Here is a 23036-nt window from a genome sequence, read left to right on the forward strand (position 1 = left end):
CATAGCGGTTTTCCTCGAAAAAGTAGTTCGCTTCGGTGGTCAGGTACTCGCCGTTATCGCTGAAAAACGGCGCGTTATACAGCGCAAAGGTGTTTCCCGGTGCGACACCAACCGCCGTGGCGGTGCCCTGAATCTGCTGGTGCTCCACCTGCCAGCGCTCCTGGCGGATACGCGCGTAATACTCCCCGTGACCGTGCTCGACAAAGCGCCCCGGCCAGTCGTACACGTCAATGCTGCCCGGCTGCGGTGACGCCGGGTTCTGCCGCGCCTGGAACAGCCACGCGTTTGGCTTGCGGAAGTCGTAATCGTCGAGGCTGTAAATGCCCGGCGTCACGCTGTCCTCCAGCGCCCACTGGCTGATACCCTCTTCATCCGTGCTGCCGCCGGACGGCGTCTGGTGATACGGAATGGTTTCGTAGCCGCTGAAGGGCTGATGTTCGGTCGCCGCGTCGGTCAGTACCAGTACATGGCGGTCGGCTTCGTGGCGGAAATGGTAGGCGATGCCCTCAAGCTCCATCAGACGGCTGATGAAATCGAGGCTCGATTCCTGGTACTGCACGCAGTAATCCCAGGTGCGGTAGCTGCCGGTCAGCTTATCTTCCACGTTCACCTGATATTCGCCGAGCAGAGTTTTCACAATCTGCGGCGCAGTCTGGCCCTGGAAGATACGCAGGTTGCGGTCGCGTTTCATCGGCCACAAATCCGGCTCCACGGTGAGCTGATACACCGCGTAACGCGTCCCTGAAAGTTCAACGGCGCTCACCGCCACGCGGGTGATTTTGCCGTTGATATAGCGCGTGCCCGTTCCCTGGGTGGGAATATTGATGGTTGCGGATTGCCCCAGCAGCTTGCTGCGGTCTGCCCGCGCATCGGTGCCCAGTACCGTCAGCGCCAGCGTAAATGACTCCGACAGCGCTTCGCGCCCGGAGAGTTTCCAGAAAAGTAAGTCCCCGACGGGTAACGTCGCCGTGATCCTGTTCGCCATAACCATGATTCCGTAAAAAATCAATCACCGGAAAGCGCACTTGCTGTTGCCTGTGCGTTCGTTTTTTTAGGTGGAAAATTACTGTGCGTTGCGTGTGCCGTTACGGTGCCAGCATTAATACTTTGAACTGGCTTGGCACAATGCGCATACCAATGGCATTCGTGGAGTTTTGCAGGCTGACGCTGGTTAAGCGCGTTGCCGGTGTACCTTTCAGCAACACGGTGAACGCGCCGGTCAGATGGCGCGACGGCCCCATCACCGTACCGGACGCCACCCCCGTTGCCACACCGGGGTTATCGCCATTGGTCAGCGGCGTAATGGTCGCCATATTGTGCGCGGGCATGCCCATAAACAGAATATTGAGCGCGTTCGGTATCGCGGTTGGCCCCAGCGCGATATCCGGGTACGGGATTGGCGTCGGAGCTGGCATCGGCGTCAGACAGACATCCGGAAACGCGAGATCAACGCCCATCAACTGGCAGTTTGCAAACATTGAATTACCCCATATGGATCTGTTCAGAATCGACTTTAGTGATCGCTTTCGAGGTGATCACCGTGTTTTGCGCGTGCATACGCAGATAATCTTCCGCTTTCATATCCAGTTGCCCGGCGCGCACATGCTCGGTCTGGCGGGTGGTGCGAAACAGGTGCTGGCTCATCTGCGTGACCGTCTGCCAGACGGATTCCGCGCGTTTGCCAACAATGCGCGAAAGCGTAACCCATGCGGAAATCTTGTCGCCGCTGTAGTTCATCTCACTGATATGGCAATCGCCTTTCGCCGCACTGACATTCAGCGCATCGCTGCTGAGGATTAACGCGCCCTGGCTTGTGATACGCAAGTCGCCCGGCACACTCAGCTCGGTGGCGTCCTCGTTACCGCGCTCCAGCACGGCGAGTAGCCACATCTGGTTATCGACCGCGCTTATCAGCACCGTATCGCCCGCCTGCGGTGCAATCACGCAACTTACTGCCCGGCGGCAGTGCCAGCCGCGCCCGTCGCATTCGACCATCAGGCTGCCATCGTCAAAACAGTGGGTGACGCGTGCGGAAAACTGGCCGCCGGGCAGCGTGGCGAGAGTCAAAGGTTGATTGAGGTTGTTCATTGCAGGTCTCCGTAAATTCGGCTGTGGCGTTCGGCGGTCCAGGCCTCCGCCGCCAGTAACTCTTCGTCGTACTCAAGAATGCCTTTGCGATCGGCAAACCGCGCGCCCTCTTGCCGCGCGCGATGAAAACGGCTGCGCGAGAAGATCGCGCCGCGAAAATCGGCTTCGCACACCTCCGCGCCGCTGAAATCGGCATAGGTAAAATCACACAGGGTGAAATCGACCTGCCGGGCCGCAACGTGTTGCAGGATGCTCTGGAAAAAACGGCTCTGCTTAAAACTGGCCTGCTGTAATGTCGCGCCGACAAAAATCGCCTGATCGAACAGGCTGCCGTGGGCGTGCGCGCCGCTCAAATCGGCCTGCATAAACAGCGCCTGCGTGGCATTAACGTTGTTCAGTCGCGCTTGTTTGAGCGATGCGCCTTTGAAATTGCACTGGGTGAGCTGCGCCCCGCTAAAATCAGCGCCATCAAGCTGGTTATCGGTAAACTGGCAGCCGGTGAACTGATGTTGCGCATAGTTTTTGCCGCGCTGGTCGCAGTTAAAAAACACCGCCCGTTCAAACTGGCTCCCGCTGAGATCCGTATCGCGCAGATCGATGCCGTAGTACGTGGTCAGCAGGTTATGGCAATGGTTGAGTTTCGCCCCATCAAGCGGGCACTCAAACAGTGTCGAACGTTCTAAACGCGCACCGGTAAAAAGGCTTTTATTCAGCGGGCTGCGCATAAACTGGGTGCTGTCAAAAGCCGACTGCGTGAAGTCGCAGCCGTTTAATGTGCATTCGTTGAATACGCAACGCAGCAGCGAGGTATTGCTGAAATTCGCCGCGGCTACATCACACTGGTTAAACACGGTCTCTTCGAGGTGTGCCGCTGTAAGCACGGCGCCTGCGAGCTGGCATTCGGTAAAAACGCTCTCCTGCAGATTGCAGCCCTGCAGACTGGCCCCTTCGAACGACACCTCCTGAAAAATCCCGCCGGATAAATCACATCCGCGCAGATCGCAGCCATCAAGGTTGAGTTCCATAATGGCCTCGCCGCTTTTCACTTTTTGCTGCAACTCTGCGGCACTTAACTGACTCATATCACCTCCCCGTCGCGCTTCGGCAGGGTTTTCACGCGTTTGTTATAGGCACCCTCAAATTTCGTGGTGCTGTCCGCTATCGACTGGGAAAGATCGGCGCGGAACAGATTGCTGAAACTGAGATCGGCACCTTCAAGACGGCTTTTTTGCATCATCGCGCCCATTAAATTGGCGTCGGTAAAACGCACACGCCGAAAATCAGTTCGCATAAACAGACTGCCGGTTAGCGTCGCGCCGCTAAAATCCGCCCCTTCACATTGCGCCTCGCTGAGATCGCTGTTATCGAGCTTCGCACGAACGAAACGGGCGTCAGTCAGTACCGCCTGGCGTAAATTGCTCTGTTTAAGTTGCGCGCCGCTGAAATCTGCACCGCACAGCGTGCCTCCGGATGCCACCGCACAGGTGATAAGCGTGGCGTCACGAAACAGGGCTCGCTCCAGGCGGCTCTCTACCCAGGAACAGCCTTCCAGATGTGCCCCGGCAAAAGAGGCACTTTGCAGATCACACTGGATAAAACTGCTTTTATTCATTGTTGCCGCGCTAAAGTCAGGTTGCGGCAGCGTAAGTTCCATAAACACACAATTATCCAGCGTCGCGTGACGGAATACGCACTGGCTAAAGCCAGTTTTACGCAGCAGTAGTTTTTCCAGCCGTGCATGGCTGAAATCACAGGCGTCAAACAGCGCATCGGTCATTTCCGATTCTGTAAACTGCGCACCGGTGAAATTGGTCTGGTGGCACTGCGCCAGCGCAAGACTTGCTTCGGTGAAGTTGCATTCGCAAAGCGAGGCACCCTGTAAATCCGTGCGCGCCAGCATCGCATTGCTGAAATCAGCGCCGTCAAGCTGGCACTGGCTGAGGTTGGCACACTCCAGCAGTGCATTGCGGAAATTGGCGCCACGCAGATCCATTCCGGAGAAATCCGCGCCGGTCAGATCCAGCCCGCTGAAATCCCCGCCCTGCGCCATCGTTCTTTCGGCACGCTGGCGAATAATCAGCGCGATATCGCCAGTCAGTTTGATGGCAGGTGGTTGTTCGGCGGCAGACATCAGATAGAGTTTGTGCAGCGCTTCCCGGCTCTGCTTTAGCTTTTTCTCACTCATGCTGTCGGCGTTGCGCTCCAGTAAATCCTGCATGCGCATCATCGATTCCGGCCCGCGCGGCTGGTTTTCCTGCGCATTCATCTGCGGGAAACGCGCCTCCATCTCTGCTTTGCGTGTTTCGGCCTGCGCCTGCATTTGCCGGGCTTTGCGCTCCATCTCTTCGATAAACTCAGGCAAATCCTCCAGCTTCGGAAGTGCGGGCTCCTCCATCTCCTGGAGCAGATCGGCGGTATCCGCGCCCTGTGCTTCCAGCCGCGCACGATGCTGCTCGCGCAGCTGCATGGCGCGGTTTTGCTGGTTATCGCGCATCGGGCTGTGGTTTTCCTGTACCTCGCTGTCGATCCACGGGCCGATAACTTCTTCAGGTATCAAATCTTTTTCACGGAAGGCAAACAACGCGCCTTTCTCTTTATCCAGACGCTGATGGAGCACTTTGCGATAGTGGTTGACCGAGCGGGGAGCACCGATTTTTTCCAGCGCAGGCATCAGTTGCAAAACGTCTGCCGCATCGTCTTCATTGATACGCTGATTGCCCTGCCAGATAAGCACCATCTGCTCAAGATGCGGGAAAAACCACACCGTAGTGGCGCGCAGCGCGATCTCTTCAAACAGGATCTCATCGCCGCGCTGGCGCTGCATAAAGCAGCGCGCCTGCCACGGCGGCAGCGTGCCTTCCTGCAAATGCTGCTCCGGGTGCATATTCCAGATGCGCCATGCGGCCTGCGGTGGTAGCGCATCCCGCTCTTCCCACCACTGATCGGGGCTGGCGGCGTTAAATACCCGCCAGTCAATATCGGGCGCAAAACCGGGGAAATCATGCTGCAACCAGCGGGCATCGTAGTTTTTACCCATCCGGCGAAAGCGGCGAGGCCAGAGAAGATCCAGCGGGCCGAAAGAGGCTGGTTCAGGTTTTGCGCGCGGAGACGTGACACGCTGATTTAAGAGTTCAATATTAGGCAGGCGACGAAATCGGGTGCCGTTGTGGTTTTCTTCCACGGCGCCGATACCGTGCGGGTTTTCCTCAAAACCTTCGCCCCCGAAAGCGCGGCTCCAGTCGAGACGCATCTGTTCAAAAGGTTTGGCGGCGGTCGGGCGCGAACCGGCCCAGTAGCGATCGCCGGTGACGGCCAGCGTTTTACTGAGTTCGCCGATTTCAATGCGCACCGCACACGCGGTTTTATCCTGATGATGGTGCGAATAAGCGAAGCCGATAGCGAGGAATTCGGCGCGCGCTTTCGGCATTGCCATATCCAGCACGCCGCCGCTGGTTTGCAACTCGCTGGCGGCCAACTGCCACAACTCGACTTCAGGACGTAATTTTGGTTGCGCGCTCATATCCAGCAGCGCGAGAACAGAAACACCCAGGTGATTTTGCCCCTGCAGGCGAAATGGGCGATTAAGCACACTCAGCCGCAGCGGTTTAATAATCTTCATATAACATCCTTTGGAAGATTAAGCGTATCGTTGGCGTTTTTTTAACGTCAGGAAAGAGCGCCTTACGATGAAATAATTTATGAATTTAAAATACGCGCGGAAGATTAACCTTATTGAGCGAAGGATCGCTGCGCAAATAAATGACCGGAACGGTTTCGCCCGCTTTATAGTTAAGCATCTCCATCGTTTTCACCACGGTAACCACATTTTGTTGTGTGAAAACCTTGCCGGTATGATCGTTAAATTCATAATCCAGTGTGACATTGACGATGCCATTTGGCGCGGGCGTTCCTGCCACGGCCTGAGTTATTCGCGCATTGACATGCACAGGATCGCTGGCGATGCGCTTTTTTATTCGGTTGTTTTTTATATCGCGAATCGCGATTTTAATAAAAACAACAATTACCAGCGAGGGAAAGAGATAAGCCAGATATTTAAAATAGTCCATTACGTTTCCTGAAATGATTCATCAAAAACAATATCGGCGACAGCGATTTTCTTTGTAAGCAACCCTTGATATTTAATGAGCAACTTAAGGCTCGACTTTAACCTTTCGATATCACTAGCATTAATTAAAGCCGCTGCTTTTTTTTTGCGTTTTCCGGTCAATCACAATGATGAAATGGAATAGAAAATATTCGCCTTTTGGCGTTGATTTTAAGGGTGCCCATGTTTCCAGCACGCCCTCTTTTTCAGAGCCATACCAGTCACGTAACGTTGCACGATACTGGATTAATTTCGCATCGTCGGTAGGCTCACGCAGACCTTTAATGAAAAGGTAAATAAAAATAGCCATTATAGACCATGAAAAGAGCGTGAGGTTTTTTGCAATCAGGTCCGTCATGAATGGCAATACCTTATCTTCGCTAAAACTCAATTTTAATGACCGCTAAGCGGCCTTCGCTTCCTTTCTTCACTCTGATTCGCAGTCCAGGCTGGATCAATGGCATCTGAGAAATGTTCACCAGGGTTTTAGCAGTGTAGAGTTGATTATCGCCCGGCAGGTGAAAGCGAATATTATAAAAGAAGTCATTATCCAGTAGTTAAAAACAGTGTCTCCCCCCTTTAATTTATTAGCACCCAAGCAATACTCTCAAACCATTTCGCAGCAAATGAGCTATTCGACCGTTCCTGAACACCATTACGACTAAACAATAGTGAGCATTAGTCTGTTTTTTATTATACATATTTTATTTTTCAAAAATGAAAACAAAATGTTTATCATCGACATACATGATTTTTATATGCATACCAGGTTGCATCTGTGGAGCGTAGAAGGTATCAATCTTTTCACGACCTTCAATTTTACGCCCTTCCACATTTAAAACATAAGATACAGTTGTATTCCCAGAGTCATCCGTGGAAACGGGCCTGATATTTTCAATCACGGCCATAATCGGGCGACCTTCACGAATTATTTTCTCCGTTTTATTAACAGAAATGAAACACATAATAACAACCACAGCAATTATGCCAATCGCTAATAAAATCCCCATCATATTGCTCATTCCTTTTTTCATAAATACATAGTCAATTGTGCAGACATATTCATCTACTGTGGCCGTGCGCTTCGCACGATAGTGGAATGAGATATCATCGGTGACATCATCGCGACCTAACCATAATTGTCATTACTTTATCCGGCTTTCTGATTCAAGTATTAGCCATATCTTTTTAGGATTTTCTTTCTTGTAGTAAATATCCACTTTGCGTTCTCGCTCGAGAGGCATCATATCTAACACAGTAACGACCTGTGTTTTTTCCAGACTTATATCGTGACCATCTTGGGTAGTAAAAGAAAGCGTAAAGACACATTTTGGCGAACCAGTACCTGAAGTGGATATTTGCTTGATATTATTTATCTTAGCAACTGTCCTTATACCGTTCTTTTTAAAATCATCATGAACCATCCCTGTATGGAATACCAAATAAATGAGGAAGCATGGTGCTACAATGCTTAATATCAGGCCAACATTATCGCCAGTGAACATTATAACCTCTTAAGATTTATATTTATCGATAAGATGGCTTTAAATGAATAACTTCAACTAGCTAAAATGTAATACCAAAGGAAATTATATGCATATGATACCAATTCAAAAGTATCTTTATTCATCTTTTGAAAAAAGCGGTATAGATTTTATTTATAATTGATAGCCATCACTGCTATACGTGGTGGATTATCAGCATTACATTTTATTATTAGAGTTAAACCTTTCTGAATCTTATGTATCTCATTAGGTCTAACCAGACCTTTTGCGACATATTTTTTCCTTGTGTCATTAATAGTAGCCGTAAAAGTAAAATCGTATAAAAAATCATTGCCGTACTTGGTATCTGTTTGATGCCACGATTCAAGTGACGTCTCAATAATTTGACCACTCCACTTTTCTCTGGATGACCAGTCACGCAGAGTGGTAACTTCATCTTTATTCGGCTTTAATGTTGAAAAGGCCAGTATAATCCCCAGGATAGATACGATAACGCCGATTATTAAGGGAGTTTCTGTAAAAACACTCATATTCACTGTTATGTAAATAAAAAATTGGACTAACAACAAAAATTTCGATTCGTGAATGGTATGGTGACAATAGAGATTCACCTGATCAACACACCATCTTTCCCTTCATTCAGAAAATGTTTTTCAGGATTAGTACGTAAATAGACAACCGGAACGGCACTACCGATCTGATATTCGACAAGGTTAATTGTTTTAATTATTGTCAGTACGTTCTTGCGCGAGTAGTTCGCTCCAGTTAAATCTTTAAATTCATAATCGATTGTTAAGTTAACCAATCCGTTTGATGACGGCGTTCCTGGCATAACGGCTGAGATAGTCGCATGGGTATAGACCGGATTTCTAAGAATGATTTTTTTCATCACCCCCCAAACTATGTCCCTGCAGATCAAATAAATAATAAGACCTGCTACCAGCCCAACCAAAATGATATGCAGGACCTTCAAATAATCCATGGAGAGATTTCCTTGATTAATATATATATATCGATCTGACGACACTGAAAACGAATAAACAGCCAAACCTGACTTAATACACCATCAAACACACTACCCTTTAAAGATTTTTGTTAATAGTTTTGATAATCTTCGTAATAAAACTGCTCAGGCATGTTACGATTGACTCTGATTTTGATAATTTGCCCAGGAATAATCTTTTCTTTTTCAGTAATCAAGAAAGAAAAGCCTCTTTTGGAAACAAAAATTTTATCACTGTAATTATATTTGACTGACGCTACCACCACAAAATAATTGTTTATCCTTTGAATCTTATCATAAACTACATCTGATATTTCAGCATCGAGGCTAACGCCATGCTCTTTAATATAAGCATCCTGAGCATCACGCTGCCTGTTCTTATAAACAACATACCCGACAAAAAGCAATATGCACAGTGGTATAAACCAGGCAAGCTTAGGCATAATATACGATAAATAACTCATTGTCCCTCGGTTATAAAAAATGTTGACGCCGTCATTAATTAATGGTTGCAGCCTACTACTCACTATTATTAGGTTTACACATCACCATCGCCACCGATAACAGAATAAGTATTTGTGCATATACCGTTTACCGATATTCAACTTCGACGAATAAAATCGATAACCACTACGACATACATATACAGGCCTGCAATCACCGAGTATTCGGTGCCTCACAGGCCTGGCATATGTTTTTAATTACTTTTTAAAAACAAACATATAATCTTCATCATTGATATACATAATTTTTATCTGCATCCCTGGCTGAAATTGTGGCGAAAAAAACGTGTCAATTTTTTCTTTCCCCTTAACATGCCGACCTTCTATATTGAGCGTATAAACAATTGTTGTATTACCAGCATCATCAGAACTGACGGGCGTGACATTTTCTATAGTCGCCATAACAGGTCGCCCGTCACGCATCAATCTGTCATGCCTGGCGGTACCTTTATAAATGATGATAAGAAATACAGCCGCCATCGCAATTAGCAGTAAGTAATCCATTAGACAGATACCCAAGTTTAGATAATTCAATGCAAGGTTTATTATTTAAAACTCAAGGATTATCAGAAATAGTATTCTTTATTCAAACAGCATTATTTATCCAGTGGAGACGGGATGTTAATCTTTATATTCTCAGGTTCTTTTTTTGAGTAAGTCACTGGCACCTTTACTCCCTTTTGATACTCAGGGATCTTAACTACATCAATAACCGCCTTCCCTTCAGTGTTGACGATTTTATGATCGGCGGTAATAAACCGTACCTGAATGATCACATTAATAAAAGCGGAATTCTCGCCACTTGAGCTACGGATATTAACAATCTCACCCTGCGCCTGTCCCGCATCAGTCGGGTCAATTTTAACCGCCCCTCTACCTGCCATGATGATGTTATAGACAAAGAAAACAAACATGCCAAAGAAGACAACTAGCAAGGGATAAGTAACAAAGTAAGAAATTGCCATTTGGACCTTTTTATTATGCCGTGTAGTTGTTATTAACGCTTTGATTTTTTTTTGAAATGCAACCCGATAGCATAACCAGTCACGCACCACTAAAAAAGCCAGTTAACTTATTTCATTTCGCCCGGCATAAGAAGCACTTGTTGAGGATCCTGAGGGAGATAGTAAAGCACAACAGTGTTGTTCCTCATGATTTTTATTAAATCCTCAGGCGTAAAGTATCTTTTAGTTGTAACGGTTACAGTTTCATTTTTAGTTGTAAACTCGACAACCATGCGAAATCGAGTATTTCCAGTGCCAGAGGCGCCAATTTTTTCTTTGCTTAAAACTTTCGCCTCTGTTCTAACTCCTTCTTTTTTAAATTTATCGTGAACAACACCTGTATAGTAACAGTATAAAAGGATGCCAATGCAAACAATAAAAATAAGTGAGATGATAAAAACAGGAGAGTCAAACACGATAGCCGCCATGGTTTAAATAATTAAAACAATATAATTTGTATTTTTCACAGTCAAAAATGGTTGACTTACTGAAAAACCGTTAGTTTTACAACCTCCAACCTTCAAAAAAAGACAACGAGGATTATCTTTGCAACTGGCCGATTCGAGTCACCATTCACAATGGTGGCTATTCCATATCTTGAGGGACCAAATAAATCTGTTGAGGATTTTCTGGCAGATAAAATAGTTGTACAGTATTTTTCCTCATTACCTTGATCAAGTCCTCAGGTGTAAAATATCTTTTAGCCTGTGCTCTGACGACACCATCTTTTGTTTCAAATTCTACTTTTACTTTAAATTTAACATTACCTGTGCCGGACACGCCGATATTTTTCTTATCAAGAATCTTAGCCTCTACTTTAATGCCCTTAGCTCTAAACCTGTCATCATCATAACCGGCCTTCATAATCCCATAAATAAGCCAAGCTATAATTAACACAACGATTACAATAGACCACATAGTTGAATCTGACATCTATCAACCTTAAACAAGAACTGTTAACTTATTGAATTTATATCTTAGGGCTGACATATTCACGTGTACAAAAAAATGATTGGCAAATATTATATATGGTTATTGATGTTGATTACTTACGCAATCAACATCATATGTTTGATAATTATCACACACTTCTATTCTTAATTATCTTCAAAATTCACTTCAACTACAGCCAGCCTATTTTTACTGCCTTTTTTTACTTTAATTTTCAATCCTTCTTTCATTAAGTGCATTTGGCTAGGACGGACAAGTGTTTGTGCAGTATATAATTTTTCATCATTAAGTCGAAAGCTTATATCGTAAAAAAAATCATTGCCATATCGCGCATTAGTTTGCTGCCAAGATTCAATGCGCGAATCTATAAATTCCCCTTGCCACTGGGAGCTACTTAAATAATTTTTCATACCCGCCACATCCGTTTTATCTCCCCGAAACATAAAATAAAAAACCACACTAAGCAGAAGAGAAAAAGCAATTCCACCATAAAGAAAATACTTTGAGTAATATTCAATTCCCATTTCAACACCTTTTCACTAAGTAAATATATAAAGAGCATTATTGGTGATGTTTAGCGTCCTGTTACTAATATTAGTTACTTCATAGTTTATAACAACACCATTCGCCTCTTTCTTAAACAGGGTCTTAGAAAGATCTTTCAGTTTAAAACCAATAGACATACCATTTGCTGATAAAGCAATCCCCGTTGCACTTGATGTCATTCCTGTTCCGGATGCGCTATGTCCTACAAAACTTTCACTAAATGCCGTCACGCTTAGAGTATGGAATTTAGGCTTAAACACTGCCTCTGGTGCATCCATGACAATTTGCTCTTTGCTGGAAATTCTTATCATGTTAGGGCTACTGATAGTTATCGTCCCACCATTGACATTTTGCGTCCAGTTACCGCTATTAACATCGACAGTCAGCCCCCCTTCAATAGTCGTCATCTGACCACTATCAAATTTCTCCGTCACCAGCCCCGTAACGTGATGTGACTCAGTACCTTCCACCTCAGTGATGCGCCCCTCTTTCACAGTCACAACATCACCGCCGCTGGTGATATTCAGCGTACGCCCATTCTTGATAGTTTCCGTCTGGCTGTTGTTGAAGGTGGTGGTTTCCGCTTCATCTACCGTGGTCGTGCGCTTCGCGCGATAGTAAAACGAGGCGTCGCCGGTGACATCGTCTTTCTGCTCTTTCAGAATGGTCGTCGTGCGATTACCGTCAATGTTGACCGTCTTGTCATTTTCCACCGAGACTTTCATATCTTTTTCGGAATGCAACTCAACAGCTTCACTCCCGGCGCGATCCTCAAAAAACAGGTAGCTGGCGTTGTCTTTGCTGCCGTCTTTACTGCGGGTCATAAAGCCCATGCGCGTTGAATCATCCGGCAGTGTCCACGGCGGCATGCTGGATTCATTATAGACACGCCCGGTAACGATCGGCCGGTCCGGGTCGCCGTTGATAAAGTCGATCACCACTTCGTCGCCCACGCGCGGGATTTGCACCCCGCCGAAGCCCTGCCCCGCCCAGGCACTCGACACACGCACCCAGCAGGAGCTGGTGTCATCGCCTTTTGCCAGACGATCCCAGTGGAATTTCACCTTCACCCGGCCATATTTATCCGTCCAGATGCTTTCGCCCTGCGGGCCGACCACTTTCGCCGTCTGCGGACCGTAGGTTTTCGGCCACGCCGTCACCGCCGCCGGGCGGAACACCACCGACGACGGAATGACGGTGAAATCAATGCGGTGCACCGTTTCGCCGTCGGAGCCGCTGGCGTAGCGGTTTTCCTCGAAAAAGTAGTTCGCTTCGGTGGTCAGGTACTCGCCGTTATCGCTGAAAAACGGCGCGTTATACAGCGCAAAGGTGTTTCCCGGTGCGACACCAACCGCCGTGGCGGTGCCCTGAATCTGCTGGTGCTCCACCTGCCAGCGCTCCTGGCGGATACGCGCGTAATACTCCCCGTGACCGTGCTCGACAAAACGCCCCGGCCAGTCATACACGTCAATGCTGCCCGGCTGCGGTGATGCCGGGTTCTGCCGCGCCTGGAACAGCCACGCGTTCGGCTTGCGGAAGTCGTAATCGTCGAGGCTGTAAATACCCGGCGTCACGCTGTCCTCCAGCGCCCACTGGCTGATACCCTCTTCATCCGTGCTGCCGCCGGACGGCGTCTGGTGATAGGGAATGGTTTCGTAGCCGCTGAAGGGTTGATGTTCGGTCGCCGCGTCGGTCAGCACCAGCACATGGCGGTCGGCTTCGTGGCGGAAATGGTAGGCGATGCCCTCAAGCTCCATCAGACGGCTGATGAAATCGAGGCTCGATTCCTGGTACTGCACGCAGTAATCCCAGGTGCGGTAACTGCCGGTCAGCTTATCTTCCACGTTCACCTGATATTCGCCGAGCAGCGTTTTCACAATCTGCGGCGCAGTCTGGCCCTGGAAGATACGCAGGTTGCGGTCGCGTTTCATCGGCCACAAATCCGGCTCCACGGTGAGCTGGTACACCGCGTAACGCGTCCCCGAAAGTTCAACGGCGCTCACCGCCACGCGGGTGATTTTGCCGTTGATATAGCGCGTACCCGTTCCCTGGGTGGGAATATTGATGGTTGCGGATTGCCCCAGCAGCTTGCTGCGGTCTGCCCGCGCATCGGTGCCCAGCACCGTCAGCGCCAGCGTAAATGACTCGGACAGCGCTTCGCGCCCGGCAAGTTTCCAGAAAAGTAAGCCCCCGACGGGTAACGTCGCCGTGATTCTGTTCTGCATAACGAGAGATCCCTACTCAATGTCTGTCAACGGCAATCAGCGCACGGTAAAACCTGCACGCTATTTTGCGCGATGAAATTTAATACTCTGGATGATTTGTTGATATTGCTTTTGATGTTCTTCGCTGAATTCGCCAGGGCAGGTGCCCACGTAGCTCACCATTTTTTTCCCGGCGGGATCGTCGAGCAAAATTAACGTCTGGCGCTGGAAGATAACGTGGTTGTCATTTTTAAACTGGTAGAAGAGCTCCACGGCGGGATAACCATCAACTTCCAGCATTTCCGACGATTCAAGATGAAAATCGATGAGCGTCATCTCCAGCTCACGCGTTTTTCGGGCAGCGAGGGCGTGAACTTTATCGTCAGCTTTTGCATTACTTCGCGATACGACAAACGTAAATTCACCGCCACCCTGATTGCTGTGTGTTAATAAATTCATAGTTCTGTCTTTTTAATATAACGAGCGAGACGAGCGTTGTTATTGCAACAAGAAGACATTGCATCAACATGCAATGTGAAAAGTGACGCGCGCGGGAATGGCTTCCCGCGCGCTGCCGGGCGCTAGCCCGGAGGAACCACCACTATTGTGCTTGCGGGTTGATAAGCCAGGTGCCTGGCTGCCCAATAGTAATGGTCTGGCTGCGGGTCTGACCGTTGCCCTGCAGTACCAGGTTGTAACGCCCCGGTTGCAGCTTCAACGAGGCAAAACCGTTGGTGGCCGGAGAAACAGACTGCGCTTCGCCGTTCAACGTCAGTTTTTCACCCTCGTTCATACGCACAAAAATCTGCGCTACCGGCTCCTGTACCGCAGGCGCAGTGGTCTGACTTTGTGCCTGCGTCTGCGTGGTTTGCGAAGGCGTTGCCGCAGGCGCAGTGGTTGTCTCCTGCTCGCTCTGGCGCGGCGGTTCAGCGGCCTGCTGCGTGGTCTGCTGCTGATCGCTGTTACTGGCGTTCTGCGTCGCCGCAGTGTCCGACGAGGAATTCCCGCCAAACAGCACCGCCCCTGCAATCACCCCAACGATCACGCCAGCGGCCACCAGCCCCGGCACTTTGTAACGCTTCACGCTACTCAGCGCATCGGTTTTTTCCGTCGTTTCTTCCACCGGCACCAGCATGGTACCCGGCTGTTTTACGCTCATGACGTCGTCGATCCCGGCGACCGGCATTTCAATCAGCGCGGCGAATTCATCCACCGTTTGCGGACGGTCTTCCATTTTCAGCGACAGCGCGCGATCCACCGCCTGCAACAGCGTATGCGAATACCCCGGCAAACCACGCTGCGTCAGCGGAACATAGGTGTCCTGAATGCTGCGCACCACGCTTACCGGCGGCGGTGAGCCAATAATCAGCGTGTGCAGTACCGCGCCAAGGGCGTAAATATCGGTCCACGGCCCCTGCTCGCTTTCATTGTCGTCGGTGTATTGCTCAATCGGCGCATAGCCCGGACGCAGCATGGTTTCGGTTTCATCGGATACCGAACCAATACTGCGACGCGCAGAGCCGAAATCGAGCAACACCGGCAGGCCGTTATCCTGAATCTGGATGTTATCCAGTGAGATATCGCGGTGCAGATAGCCTTCGTCATGAATGGTTTTGATAGCACCCAGCAGCATCGGCAGCATGCGGCGGATCCACGCTTCATTAATCAGCGTCGGGTTCTTTTCACGCAGGCGGGAAAGCGTGGTGCCGCTGTAAAACACCGTTCCCATGTAGGCGGTGTCGTTCTGCACCCAGAAGCGCAGCACATGCAGCAGATTCGGGTGGTTGAAGCGCGCCAGCAGACGCGCCTCCTGAATAAAACTGTTCAGCCCGGCGGTAAATGCTTTACTGAAGCGCTCGCTACGCAGCACCAGCGTCATGTCATCATTACGTACCGCCAGCGACGACGGCATAAACTCTTTAATCGCGATGGTTCGCTCAAGCTGGTGATCCTTGGCGCGATAGACGATGCCAAAACCACCGCCGCCGATCACTTCTAAAATTTCAAACTCGTTGAAGCGATATCCCGGTGGCAGTGCATTCGGTACACTCCGGTTGTTATCGTGATCCGTCATATTGGAAAACTCTCTTGATAATGGCTTTACGCCGCAAACTGACAGTGAAACTCACCCTGCTCAAACGTGACCCGTAAGCGCTTATATTGCTCGTCGCGCGCGCTGGCGTCGAGTAATAGCTGGCTCATCAGCGGCAGCAGTGTATTAGTAAGGATGGCGTCCACCATACGGCCGCCTGATTCGACTTCCGTGCAGCGGGCAACAATTTGTTCCACCACGCTGTCGTCCACTTCCGACACAATCCCGTGGTTGTCCGCCAGACGGCGCTGAATGCGTTTAAGCTGCAGGCGCACAATCATCGCCAGCATCTCGTCGCTGAGCGGGTAGTACGGCACCACCAGCAAACGGCCCAGCAGCGCGGGCGGGAAAACCTGCAACAGCGGCGGGCGCAGCGCGTCGCGCAGGGCGTCCGGTTCCGGCATCAGTTCCGGATCGGCGCACATGCCGGTAATCAGCTCAGTCCCGACGTTGGAGGTGAGAATAATAATGGTGTTACGGAAATCAATATGGCGGCCTTCGCCATCTTCCATCCAGCCTTTATCGAACACCTGGAAGAAGATTTCATGCACATCCGGGTGAGCTTTTTCGATCTCATCGAGCAGCACCACGCTGTAAGGACGGCGGCGCACCGCTTCGGTTAACACACCGCCTTCGCCGTAACCCACATAGCCCGGAGGCGCACCTTTCAGCGTGGAAACCGTATGTGCTTCCTGGAACTCACTCATGTTGATGGTGATAACGTTCTGCTCGCCGCCGTACAGCGACTCCGCCAGCGCCAGCGCGGTTTCGGTTTTACCGACACCGGACGGGCCGCACAGCATAAAGACGCCCACCGGTTTGTTCGGATCGTCCAGGCGCGCACGCGAGGTCTGTACCCGTTTGGCAATCAGTTCCAGGCCGTGGCGCTGTCCAATTACGCGTTCGTTCAGGGTATCGGCCAGTTTTAACACCGCGTCGATTTCGTTTTTCACCATCCGGCCCAGCGGGATGCCGGTCCAGTCGGAAACCACGGCGGCGACCACGTTGGCATCCACCGAGGTAAACAGCAGTGGCGCGTCGCCCTGTAGCGCACGCAGTTCGGCCTGCTGTTGCGTCAGCGTGGCGCGTATATCGGCCTGCGCCTCTTCCGGCGAAGTATGCAGCTGCGCGCGCAGCGCAATAATCGCGTCAACCAGCGCTTGCTCCTGCTCCCAGCGCGCCGTCAGTTCGTCGCGTTGTTGCGCCAGTTTTTCCAGCTCGACCTGCAATTTTTCCACGCGATCGCTTTCACCGGTCGCCATTTTCGCTTCACGGTTGGCTATCTCAACTTCCACGTCCAGCGCGGCGATGCGGTGCAGGCAATCTTCCAGCTGCGGCGGCGGAGAACTTTGGCTTACCGCGACGCGCGCACAGGCGGTATCGAGCAGCGCAACGGCTTTATCCGGTAACTGGCGCGCCGGAATGTAGCGGTGCGAGAGTTTCACCGCCGCGACAACCGCTTCATCGAGCAGCAGCACGCGGTGGTGTTTTTCCAGGGCGGAAACGGTGCTGCGCAGCATCAGAACGGCTTTTTCTTCGTCTGGTTCCGCGACTTGTACGGTCTGGAAACGGCGGGTCAGCGCCGGATCTTTCTCAATGTATTTTTTGTATTCCGCCCAGGTGGTCGCGCCGATGGTGCGAAGCTGACCACGCGCCAGCGCCGGTTTCAGCAGGTTGGCGGCATCGCCCGTGCCCTGCTGGCCGCCGGCGCCAATCAGCGTGTGAATTTCGTCGATAAACAGAATGATCGGCGTCGGGCTGGATTGCACTTCGTTAATCAGCGACTGTAAACGCGCTTCAAATTCGCCCTTCATTCCCGCGCCCGCCTGCAACATGCCAATATCCAGCAGCCACAGTTGCACATCCACCAGCGGTTCCGGCACATCACCTGCGGCAATGCGCAGCGCCAGTCCTTCAACCACCGCGGTTTTACCGACGCCCGCTTCACCGGTCAGCAACGGGTTGTTCTGGCGGCGACGCATCAGGATATCGACCATCTGGCGGATCTCTTCATCGCGCCCCACTACCGGGTCGATTTTGCCGTCGCGCGCCCGGGCGGTCAGATCCTGACCATACTGCGCCAGCGTGCCCTGCTGCTGCGGTACGCCCGCTCCTGCGTCATCGTTCAGCGCCACGGTGACCTGCTGGCTCTCTTTGCTGTTAGCGAAAATGGCGTCGAAGTTATCCAGCAACGCATCGGCGCTGATACGCTCAAACTGCGGCGAAATGCCTTTCAGCACGTTCGCCAGACTCCAGGTTTTCAGGATCCCGGCCAGCAGATGGCCGCCACGAATGCGCGTCACGCCATATTTTAACGAGCCATATACCCACGCGCGTTCAACGGCGGTATCAATGTGTTCTGACAAGTCGGAAACCGAACTTGCGCCGCGCGGCAGTTTGTCCAGCGCCGCGACGATATCGCGCGTCAGCGCCTCTTCATCCAGCGAAAAGTGGCGAATAACCTGTTGCAGATCGCCGTCCGTCTGTTGCATCAGTTGATGCAGCCAGTGAACCAGCTCCACATACGGGTTGCCACGCAGCTTGCAAAAGGCGGTGGCGCTTTCCAGCGAGGTAAATAACAGCGTATCGAGTTTGCCGAACAGAACGGCGCGGCTGATTTCTGACATGAGTTCATCCATTATTCATAATTAGTGTGCAGTCATCCTTACAAGCCAGCTCGTCGCGCGATACGACATGCAGGATGTGTGCGTACGTCAGACCAGGAAACTAACAACGGAGGTTACCCCTCCGGGCTGAAAACCAAATCTCCTCGCGCTTGTGGCCTGGGCTGTGTACCAAGCCAGGCGCTGTAACCCAGACGCCCGGCTCCACCAAGCGTGGCACCAGCGACATCTTCACTGCGCAAAATCACTTTCACCGCCCACTGGTACTCAATGCCCAGATACTGGCGCACCCAGTCGCGTAGCGCGGTAACCCACTTTTCACCCGGCATAAAGCGCCGGTAGGTATCGACGTTAAGCGGGCCAATTTCGATGCGAAACTTATGGCACACATCGCGTACAGCTTCGCCAAGAAACGCCGATTGCCCGAGGCGCGGCGCGTGTCGCCCGCCCTGTAAGCGCGCGCGTTCACGTTCACTGAGCGGCATCCACTGCGGCACGTTTTCGACAATGGTGACCGGCACGTTGAAATAGCTGCGCAGGATCTTCGCCAGCCCTTCCGGGTCGCGCCCGTTGCGGGTCAGATGCCCGGCAAGGGCAAAACGCGCGTGCGGGCTTAAGCTGCCTTTTTCCAGTTGTCCTGGCTGCCCCATGCCGATCAGCGAGGCGATGTACTGCTCAAAACGTTTGTTATCCTGGCGATCCAGCGAAACAGTCGGCTGCGCATCGGCCCAGGCGCGGTAAAACAGCAGCGCCAGGCGGTGATGAAAAAGATCGGCGAAGGCGCTCAGGCTGTCATCCTGGTGGTGCGCGATACGTTCGCTGGCGTATTCAGTCAGGTGAACCGGCAGCGGGCCGTTGGGGCCAAACAGGCCAAAACTGAGAATCGAGACGTCATACAGCGACGAGTTTTCGCGTTGGCGCACGCTTGACAGCGTCGACGGCGCAAAGCCAAGTGAGGGGGTTTGACCAATGCGCAACGGCTCAAAACGCGGCAGCGGCGCGCGACCCAGCGGGTAACGCTCACCGCCACGCGCATCGACGCGGCGCAGCAGCGTAAACAGATCGTAGCGCCACGGCGTCGCCATTACGTTTTGCCAGAATGCCTCCGGCAGCGCACTGGCGCGCGTAATGACCGGCGCGCTGCTCAACGTTTCGGTCATATCAGCGCCCTCTTGCCCATGCGCGGCGGCCAGTAACCCACTTCCCCGCGCTGCTGGCTCTTAAGCGTGAACTCGGTAAAGCTGTTCATGCCCACCAGACGGGCAAAAACGCGCTCCAGCACGCTGCCAAACAGGTACGGACTGAAGCCGGAGAACGCCTGCTCATCGACCGTCAGGGTAATGCCAATACCGCGCGCGAAAACAATCGGTCCCGGTTCCGGCACGCGGCGATGTACCGGTTCGAGCACGCAGTGACGTACGCCTTCAATCTGACGCGCGACCGGCGCTTCCGCCAGCCGGGTATAAAGCCCCAGCAACTGGCGCAGCGCCGCAGCGCCTTCGCCGTCTTCGCCATCCATCAGGCTTAAATAGTTCATCTGCAACTGGCTGATCAGCCGCCAGGTGCTCAACCCTTCTGCCAGCGCCGGACGCGGCGGTGTCGGGCCTTTGCGCAGTTGTAATGTTTTAACCGGCAGCGAATCCGGCAGCACAAACTGACCAATCTCCTGCTGCAACATCAGCGGCAGATCGCGGCTGGTGCACAGCACTTCGGCGGTGATGTAGCGTAACTCTTCCCGCCACGGCGCATGCTGTTCATCCACCAGCGAGGCGAACACTTCCGAACCGATGTAGCCGGTACGCGTGCCGTAACGCTGCGCATGTTCCGATAACGCACGCTGTTCGCGACGCAGCGAAAAGTAAGCGCCATAATTGCCCTCGTCCTGACTCCAACTGCTCCAGAACGGGCGAAAAGTTTCCTCATCACGCTGACCATCAATGCTGGCGTGAATTTTGGTAACGGCGTAAATCTCGTAATCCAGCGGACGAATGTTATCGACCACCAGATGGTACTCATGCAGGCTGTCGCTCAGCTTCTGACGTTCCGCCACTTTCGGGAACAGGTTAATCACCGGCGTGCAGTGCAGCGCGAGGTGGCTTTTATCCACCACCCGTTCAAGCTGCGCATCGGCTTTGTCGAGCAGAATGATGATATCGAAGGACTTCGCTTCGCCGCTTTGCGCCAGCATTGTGCGCAAGCCATGCAGGCTGATAAACAGGAAACGCGACGGAAAAGCAAAATACTCCTGTAACAGACGGTAGCCGTCAAAGTTGCGCAGATCGTCCGGCAGCAGAGCCTGGTCTGCGCTGAACCCTTCCTGGCGCAACGCATCGTCGGCCAGCACCAGCGGCGGGGTTTTCTGCCCGTTCGCCTGGCACAGAATACCGACCTGATGCTCCATCACCAGCTCGAGGAGCTTCAGCGCCTGCATATCCGGGCCGCTTAAGAAGAACTCCAGACGGTCGAAATCAAGATGGCTGAGGTTTACCGGGCCGTCGCAACTCAGGCGAATACGCAGTGCGCTTTGCGCCCCGCGCTGGCTTAAACCGACCTGCGCCAGCGGCAGATCGGCGGGCACACCGCCCAGTTCCACCTGGCTGATTTTCAGCGGCAGCAGCGTGACATCATGCGCGGTGGTGTAACTACAGGTGACGCCGTTCTTTTTCATCACCTGGCTGTCCATCATGGTGCCGCGCGGCACCACAAAACCGTTGCTCAAATCGCCTTTCGCGCTGTCCGGTTGCAGTTCGGCAATCGCCATGGACGGCGTGGGCGCAAGGTAATTCGGCGCGACCATTTCCAGCAAACGCTGGGAGAAACGCGGGAACTCGGCGTCCATTTTTAACTGCACGCGCGAGGTCAGAAAGGCAAAACCTTCCATCAGGCGTTCGACATACGGGTCAGAGACGTCCATGCCGCGCATACCCAGACGCCCAGCAACTTTCGGGTAGCGTGCGGCGAATTCCTGACCCATTTCGCGCAGCCAGGCCAGTTCGCGGTTGTAATATTCGAGTAATTTGCTGTCCATCGTTACCCCGCGTCTTTCAGCTCGAAATGCCCGTTTTCCAGATCCACATCGGTACGAAACAGGAACTCCAGCGGATAAGGCACGCACCACAGGCGGCCTTTGATCTCAATCGACAGGACGTTATGCAGATCCAGCGACTTAGTATCGGAGATGCAGCGCACCTGCAATCCTTGCGGAAGAATGCGCGGTTCAAAATGCAAAATCGCGTCGGTCAGTTTGCGCTGGATATCCTGCCATTCGATATCCGACATGCGCTTGCCCGCCAGCGGCGACACGCCAAAGTTCACCACCGAACGCCGCACCTGGTCAAAACCGGAGAGATCCTGTTGCGCTTCGTTATTAATGGTGTTGAACAGCCACTGCAAATCGCGCAGCACATGGCGGCGCAGCGCGGAGTGCGAAACCAGATTGTTGTTCACCGGCTCCTGCACTTTATCCGGCGCGTCATCCGTCAGGCGATCGAGCAGCGAAGGCTGCATTTTATCGCGCGCGCCAACGGTATCTTTCCCGCGCCGCGAGCGCCAGCCGCTACGCAGCAGGTCGCTCTCTTCATCATGCGCAGAGTTACTCATCTGCGGCTTCCACGTTAAAGCTGACGGTGGCGAGATCCAGCAGCGAATATTCGGCGCTGTCGTTAAGCCACACTTTTTGCCCCTGCCCGATATAGTGCGGCGCATCGCCTGGCAACGGCTGCCATTCGGTGACGCGACACAGCTTAAAGCGGTCATCGGCATTCGCATCCAGCGGGTAGCGCGCAGGGATCTGGCACACCTGTTCGCTGCCATCCTGCAAGCGCACCAGCGTGTGACGCCATACTAAATCGGTGACGCTGGCCGGGGGCTGGAACTGCATGGCGGAAATGGCGCTGAACGGCAGCCAGAAATAACGGCCATTGACGATAGCTTCGCAGACCGGGCCAAAGCGGCAATCGCCATCCATCAGCCAGTCAAAGTTCAGCGTTTGACCGTCCTGCGTCGTCAACTGCCCGGGGTTAGCGTCGGCCATTTCCAGCGCGGCTTCACGATCTGCGCTGGCATTCGCCGCTTCCGGCTCCAGCGCGCTGACCATTGATGCCAGCCACGGCCATTGTTGATCCGGCGTAACCGGACGCGCGCGACCGGCCATCACGTCCGCACGCTGGCGTTCGCCTTCAATGGCTTGTTCCAGCAGCGTAACGGTTGGCTGTGCCTGCGGTTTTAACGCCTGCCAGCTTTTTAACTGCGCCAGCGCGCGCGACCAGTTGCCATCAAGGCACAACAGTTGGGCGAACGCGGCGCGCAGATCGGCGTCGCCCGGCTGCGTGCGGATACGGCTTTCGAGCTGCGCCAGGCTTTCCCGCAACGATTCGCCCGCCAGTTGTTGAAACAACGTGTTCATCGCCGC

At 52.3% G+C, this 23036-nt stretch carries 25 protein-coding genes; all 25 read right to left on the bottom strand.

Annotation, left to right across the window (positions count from 1 at the left end):
- A partial coding sequence (locus DFO56_RS10920; protein ID WP_114413864.1) for a type VI secretion system Vgr family protein occupies nucleotides 1-985 on the bottom strand: 985 nt, incomplete at its 3' end.
- Nucleotides 986-1085: 100 nt separating this feature from the next.
- Nucleotides 1086-1478: a DUF4150 domain-containing protein gene (locus DFO56_RS10925; RefSeq protein WP_016495682.1), complete on the bottom strand. Its 393-nt coding sequence runs from the start codon at nucleotides 1476-1478 to the stop codon at nucleotides 1086-1088.
- Between the two features lie 4 nt (nucleotides 1479-1482).
- Complete coding sequence (locus DFO56_RS10930) at nucleotides 1483-2088, bottom strand: DUF3540 domain-containing protein (RefSeq protein WP_045509748.1); 606 nt, start codon at nucleotides 2086-2088, stop codon at nucleotides 1483-1485.
- Entirely contained in the window at nucleotides 2085-3170 is a 1086-nt protein-coding gene (locus tag DFO56_RS10935; protein ID WP_045509751.1) for a pentapeptide repeat-containing protein, read from the bottom strand. Before DFO56_RS10935 ends, DFO56_RS10930 begins: the two co-directional genes overlap by 4 nt.
- On the bottom strand, nucleotides 3167-5707 hold the full coding sequence (locus tag DFO56_RS10940; protein WP_045509754.1) for a DUF2169 domain-containing protein: 2541 nt from the start codon (nucleotides 5705-5707) through the stop codon (nucleotides 3167-3169). The genes DFO56_RS10935 and DFO56_RS10940 overlap by 4 nt, the downstream gene beginning before the upstream one ends.
- An 85-nt stretch (nucleotides 5708-5792) precedes the next feature.
- On the bottom strand, nucleotides 5793-6155 hold the full coding sequence (locus tag DFO56_RS10945; RefSeq protein ID WP_045509756.1) for a hypothetical protein: 363 nt from the start codon (nucleotides 6153-6155) through the stop codon (nucleotides 5793-5795).
- A gap of 120 nt (nucleotides 6156-6275) precedes the next feature.
- Nucleotides 6276-6551, bottom strand: a complete 276-nt coding sequence (locus DFO56_RS10950; RefSeq protein WP_045509759.1) for a hypothetical protein — start codon at nucleotides 6549-6551, stop codon at nucleotides 6276-6278.
- Nucleotides 6552-6897: 346 nt separating this feature from the next.
- Entirely contained in the window at nucleotides 6898-7206 is a 309-nt protein-coding gene (locus DFO56_RS10955) for a hypothetical protein (RefSeq protein ID WP_045509762.1), read from the bottom strand.
- Nucleotides 7207-7338: 132 nt separating this feature from the next.
- Nucleotides 7339-7698: a hypothetical protein gene (locus DFO56_RS10960; RefSeq protein ID WP_045509764.1), complete on the bottom strand. Its 360-nt coding sequence runs from the start codon at nucleotides 7696-7698 to the stop codon at nucleotides 7339-7341.
- Nucleotides 7699-7847: 149 nt separating this feature from the next.
- A complete protein-coding gene (locus tag DFO56_RS10965) occupies nucleotides 7848-8228 on the bottom strand; it encodes a hypothetical protein (protein ID WP_045509912.1) in 381 nt (126 codons plus the stop codon).
- A 77-nt stretch (nucleotides 8229-8305) separates the two neighbouring features.
- Nucleotides 8306-8680 (bottom strand): DUF3592 domain-containing protein, encoded by a 375-nt coding sequence (locus tag DFO56_RS10970; protein ID WP_045509767.1) that lies wholly within the window; start codon nucleotides 8678-8680, stop codon nucleotides 8306-8308.
- 113 nt (nucleotides 8681-8793) lie between these two features.
- Nucleotides 8794-9165, bottom strand: a complete 372-nt coding sequence (locus tag DFO56_RS10975; protein ID WP_045509770.1) for a hypothetical protein — start codon at nucleotides 9163-9165, stop codon at nucleotides 8794-8796.
- Nucleotides 9166-9402: 237 nt separating this feature from the next.
- The gene (locus DFO56_RS10980) at nucleotides 9403-9708 is read right to left on the bottom strand and encodes a hypothetical protein (protein ID WP_045509772.1); all 306 of its coding nucleotides are present in this window, start codon (nucleotides 9706-9708) and stop codon (nucleotides 9403-9405) included.
- A 92-nt stretch (nucleotides 9709-9800) separates the two neighbouring features.
- The gene (locus DFO56_RS10985; RefSeq protein WP_147271672.1) at nucleotides 9801-10169 is read right to left on the bottom strand and encodes a DUF3592 domain-containing protein; all 369 of its coding nucleotides are present in this window, start codon (nucleotides 10167-10169) and stop codon (nucleotides 9801-9803) included.
- Nucleotides 10170-10276: 107 nt separating this feature from the next.
- Nucleotides 10277-10636, bottom strand: coding sequence for a DUF3592 domain-containing protein (locus tag DFO56_RS10990; RefSeq protein WP_072051633.1), 360 nt, complete (start codon nucleotides 10634-10636; stop codon nucleotides 10277-10279).
- 157 nt (nucleotides 10637-10793) lie between these two features.
- A complete protein-coding gene (locus DFO56_RS10995; RefSeq protein ID WP_082071775.1) occupies nucleotides 10794-11141 on the bottom strand; it encodes a DUF3592 domain-containing protein in 348 nt (115 codons plus the stop codon).
- A 164-nt stretch (nucleotides 11142-11305) separates the two neighbouring features.
- Nucleotides 11306-11683, bottom strand: coding sequence for a hypothetical protein (locus DFO56_RS11000; protein ID WP_045509781.1), 378 nt, complete (start codon nucleotides 11681-11683; stop codon nucleotides 11306-11308).
- A 15-nt stretch (nucleotides 11684-11698) separates the two neighbouring features.
- Complete coding sequence (locus DFO56_RS11005; RefSeq protein ID WP_045509784.1) at nucleotides 11699-13930, bottom strand: type VI secretion system Vgr family protein; 2232 nt, start codon at nucleotides 13928-13930, stop codon at nucleotides 11699-11701.
- A gap of 60 nt (nucleotides 13931-13990) precedes the next feature.
- Entirely contained in the window at nucleotides 13991-14368 is a 378-nt protein-coding gene (locus DFO56_RS11010) for a DcrB-related protein (protein ID WP_016495669.1), read from the bottom strand.
- A gap of 142 nt (nucleotides 14369-14510) precedes the next feature.
- On the bottom strand, nucleotides 14511-15983 hold the full coding sequence (locus DFO56_RS11015) for a serine/threonine-protein kinase (protein ID WP_045509787.1): 1473 nt from the start codon (nucleotides 15981-15983) through the stop codon (nucleotides 14511-14513).
- Nucleotides 15984-16009: 26 nt separating this feature from the next.
- Nucleotides 16010-18628 (bottom strand): type VI secretion system ATPase TssH, encoded by a 2619-nt coding sequence (tssH, locus tag DFO56_RS11020; protein WP_045509918.1) that lies wholly within the window; start codon nucleotides 18626-18628, stop codon nucleotides 16010-16012.
- A 113-nt stretch (nucleotides 18629-18741) separates the two neighbouring features.
- The gene (tssG, locus tag DFO56_RS11025; protein ID WP_045509790.1) at nucleotides 18742-19785 is read right to left on the bottom strand and encodes a type VI secretion system baseplate subunit TssG; all 1044 of its coding nucleotides are present in this window, start codon (nucleotides 19783-19785) and stop codon (nucleotides 18742-18744) included.
- Nucleotides 19782-21653: a type VI secretion system baseplate subunit TssF gene (tssF, locus tag DFO56_RS11030; protein ID WP_045509793.1), complete on the bottom strand. Its 1872-nt coding sequence runs from the start codon at nucleotides 21651-21653 to the stop codon at nucleotides 19782-19784. The genes tssG and tssF overlap by 4 nt, the downstream gene beginning before the upstream one ends.
- Nucleotides 21654-21655: 2 nt before the next feature.
- Nucleotides 21656-22225, bottom strand: a complete 570-nt coding sequence (tssE, locus tag DFO56_RS11035; RefSeq protein WP_045509796.1) for a type VI secretion system baseplate subunit TssE — start codon at nucleotides 22223-22225, stop codon at nucleotides 21656-21658.
- A complete protein-coding gene (locus DFO56_RS11040; RefSeq protein WP_016495663.1) occupies nucleotides 22218-23030 on the bottom strand; it encodes a type VI secretion system accessory protein TagJ in 813 nt (270 codons plus the stop codon). The genes tssE and DFO56_RS11040 overlap by 8 nt, the downstream gene beginning before the upstream one ends.
- Between the last annotated feature and the right edge of the window lie 6 nt (nucleotides 23031-23036).

It is taken from the genome of Kosakonia sp. AG348 (assembly GCF_003337365.1).
Taxonomy (GTDB): domain Bacteria; phylum Pseudomonadota; class Gammaproteobacteria; order Enterobacterales; family Enterobacteriaceae; genus Kosakonia.

What these genes read in the sequence shown, in the direction of transcription:
- tssH (WP_045509918.1), bottom strand. Translation starts at nt 18,628, where the DNA reads ATGTCAGAAATCAGCCGCGCCGTTCTGTTCGGCAAACTCGATACGCTG.
- DFO56_RS11040 (WP_016495663.1), bottom strand. Translation starts at nt 23,030, where the DNA reads ATGAACACGTTGTTTCAACAACTGGCGGGCGAATCGTTGCGGGAAAGC.
- DFO56_RS10980 (WP_045509772.1), bottom strand. Translation starts at nt 9,708, where the DNA reads ATGGATTACTTACTGCTAATTGCGATGGCGGCTGTATTTCTTATCATC.
- DFO56_RS10935 (WP_045509751.1), bottom strand. Translation starts at nt 3,170, where the DNA reads ATGAGTCAGTTAAGTGCCGCAGAGTTGCAGCAAAAAGTGAAAAGCGGC.
- DFO56_RS10940 (WP_045509754.1), bottom strand. Translation starts at nt 5,707, where the DNA reads ATGAAGATTATTAAACCGCTGCGGCTGAGTGTGCTTAATCGCCCATTT.
- DFO56_RS10965 (WP_045509912.1), bottom strand. Translation starts at nt 8,228, where the DNA reads ATGAGTGTTTTTACAGAAACTCCCTTAATAATCGGCGTTATCGTATCT.
- DFO56_RS11005 (WP_045509784.1), bottom strand. Translation starts at nt 13,930, where the DNA reads ATGCAGAACAGAATCACGGCGACGTTACCCGTCGGGGGCTTACTTTTC.
- DFO56_RS10925 (WP_016495682.1), bottom strand. Translation starts at nt 1,478, where the DNA reads ATGTTTGCAAACTGCCAGTTGATGGGCGTTGATCTCGCGTTTCCGGAT.
- DFO56_RS10995 (WP_082071775.1), bottom strand. Translation starts at nt 11,141, where the DNA reads ATGTCAGATTCAACTATGTGGTCTATTGTAATCGTTGTGTTAATTATA.
- DFO56_RS10955 (WP_045509762.1), bottom strand. Translation starts at nt 7,206, where the DNA reads ATGATGGGGATTTTATTAGCGATTGGCATAATTGCTGTGGTTGTTATT.
- DFO56_RS11000 (WP_045509781.1), bottom strand. Translation starts at nt 11,683, where the DNA reads ATGGGAATTGAATATTACTCAAAGTATTTTCTTTATGGTGGAATTGCT.
- DFO56_RS10985 (WP_147271672.1), bottom strand. Translation starts at nt 10,169, where the DNA reads ATGGCAATTTCTTACTTTGTTACTTATCCCTTGCTAGTTGTCTTCTTT.
- tssG (WP_045509790.1), bottom strand. Translation starts at nt 19,785, where the DNA reads ATGACCGAAACGTTGAGCAGCGCGCCGGTCATTACGCGCGCCAGTGCG.
- tssE (WP_045509796.1), bottom strand. Translation starts at nt 22,225, where the DNA reads ATGAGTAACTCTGCGCATGATGAAGAGAGCGACCTGCTGCGTAGCGGC.
- DFO56_RS11015 (WP_045509787.1), bottom strand. Translation starts at nt 15,983, where the DNA reads ATGACGGATCACGATAACAACCGGAGTGTACCGAATGCACTGCCACCG.
- DFO56_RS10975 (WP_045509770.1), bottom strand. Translation starts at nt 9,165, where the DNA reads ATGAGTTATTTATCGTATATTATGCCTAAGCTTGCCTGGTTTATACCA.
- tssF (WP_045509793.1), bottom strand. Translation starts at nt 21,653, where the DNA reads ATGGACAGCAAATTACTCGAATATTACAACCGCGAACTGGCCTGGCTG.
- DFO56_RS11010 (WP_016495669.1), bottom strand. Translation starts at nt 14,368, where the DNA reads ATGAATTTATTAACACACAGCAATCAGGGTGGCGGTGAATTTACGTTT.
- DFO56_RS10930 (WP_045509748.1), bottom strand. Translation starts at nt 2,088, where the DNA reads ATGAACAACCTCAATCAACCTTTGACTCTCGCCACGCTGCCCGGCGGC.
- DFO56_RS10945 (WP_045509756.1), bottom strand. Translation starts at nt 6,155, where the DNA reads ATGGACTATTTTAAATATCTGGCTTATCTCTTTCCCTCGCTGGTAATT.
- DFO56_RS10960 (WP_045509764.1), bottom strand. Translation starts at nt 7,698, where the DNA reads ATGTTCACTGGCGATAATGTTGGCCTGATATTAAGCATTGTAGCACCA.
- DFO56_RS10970 (WP_045509767.1), bottom strand. Translation starts at nt 8,680, where the DNA reads ATGGATTATTTGAAGGTCCTGCATATCATTTTGGTTGGGCTGGTAGCA.
- DFO56_RS10990 (WP_072051633.1), bottom strand. Translation starts at nt 10,636, where the DNA reads ATGGCGGCTATCGTGTTTGACTCTCCTGTTTTTATCATCTCACTTATT.
- DFO56_RS10950 (WP_045509759.1), bottom strand. Translation starts at nt 6,551, where the DNA reads ATGACGGACCTGATTGCAAAAAACCTCACGCTCTTTTCATGGTCTATA.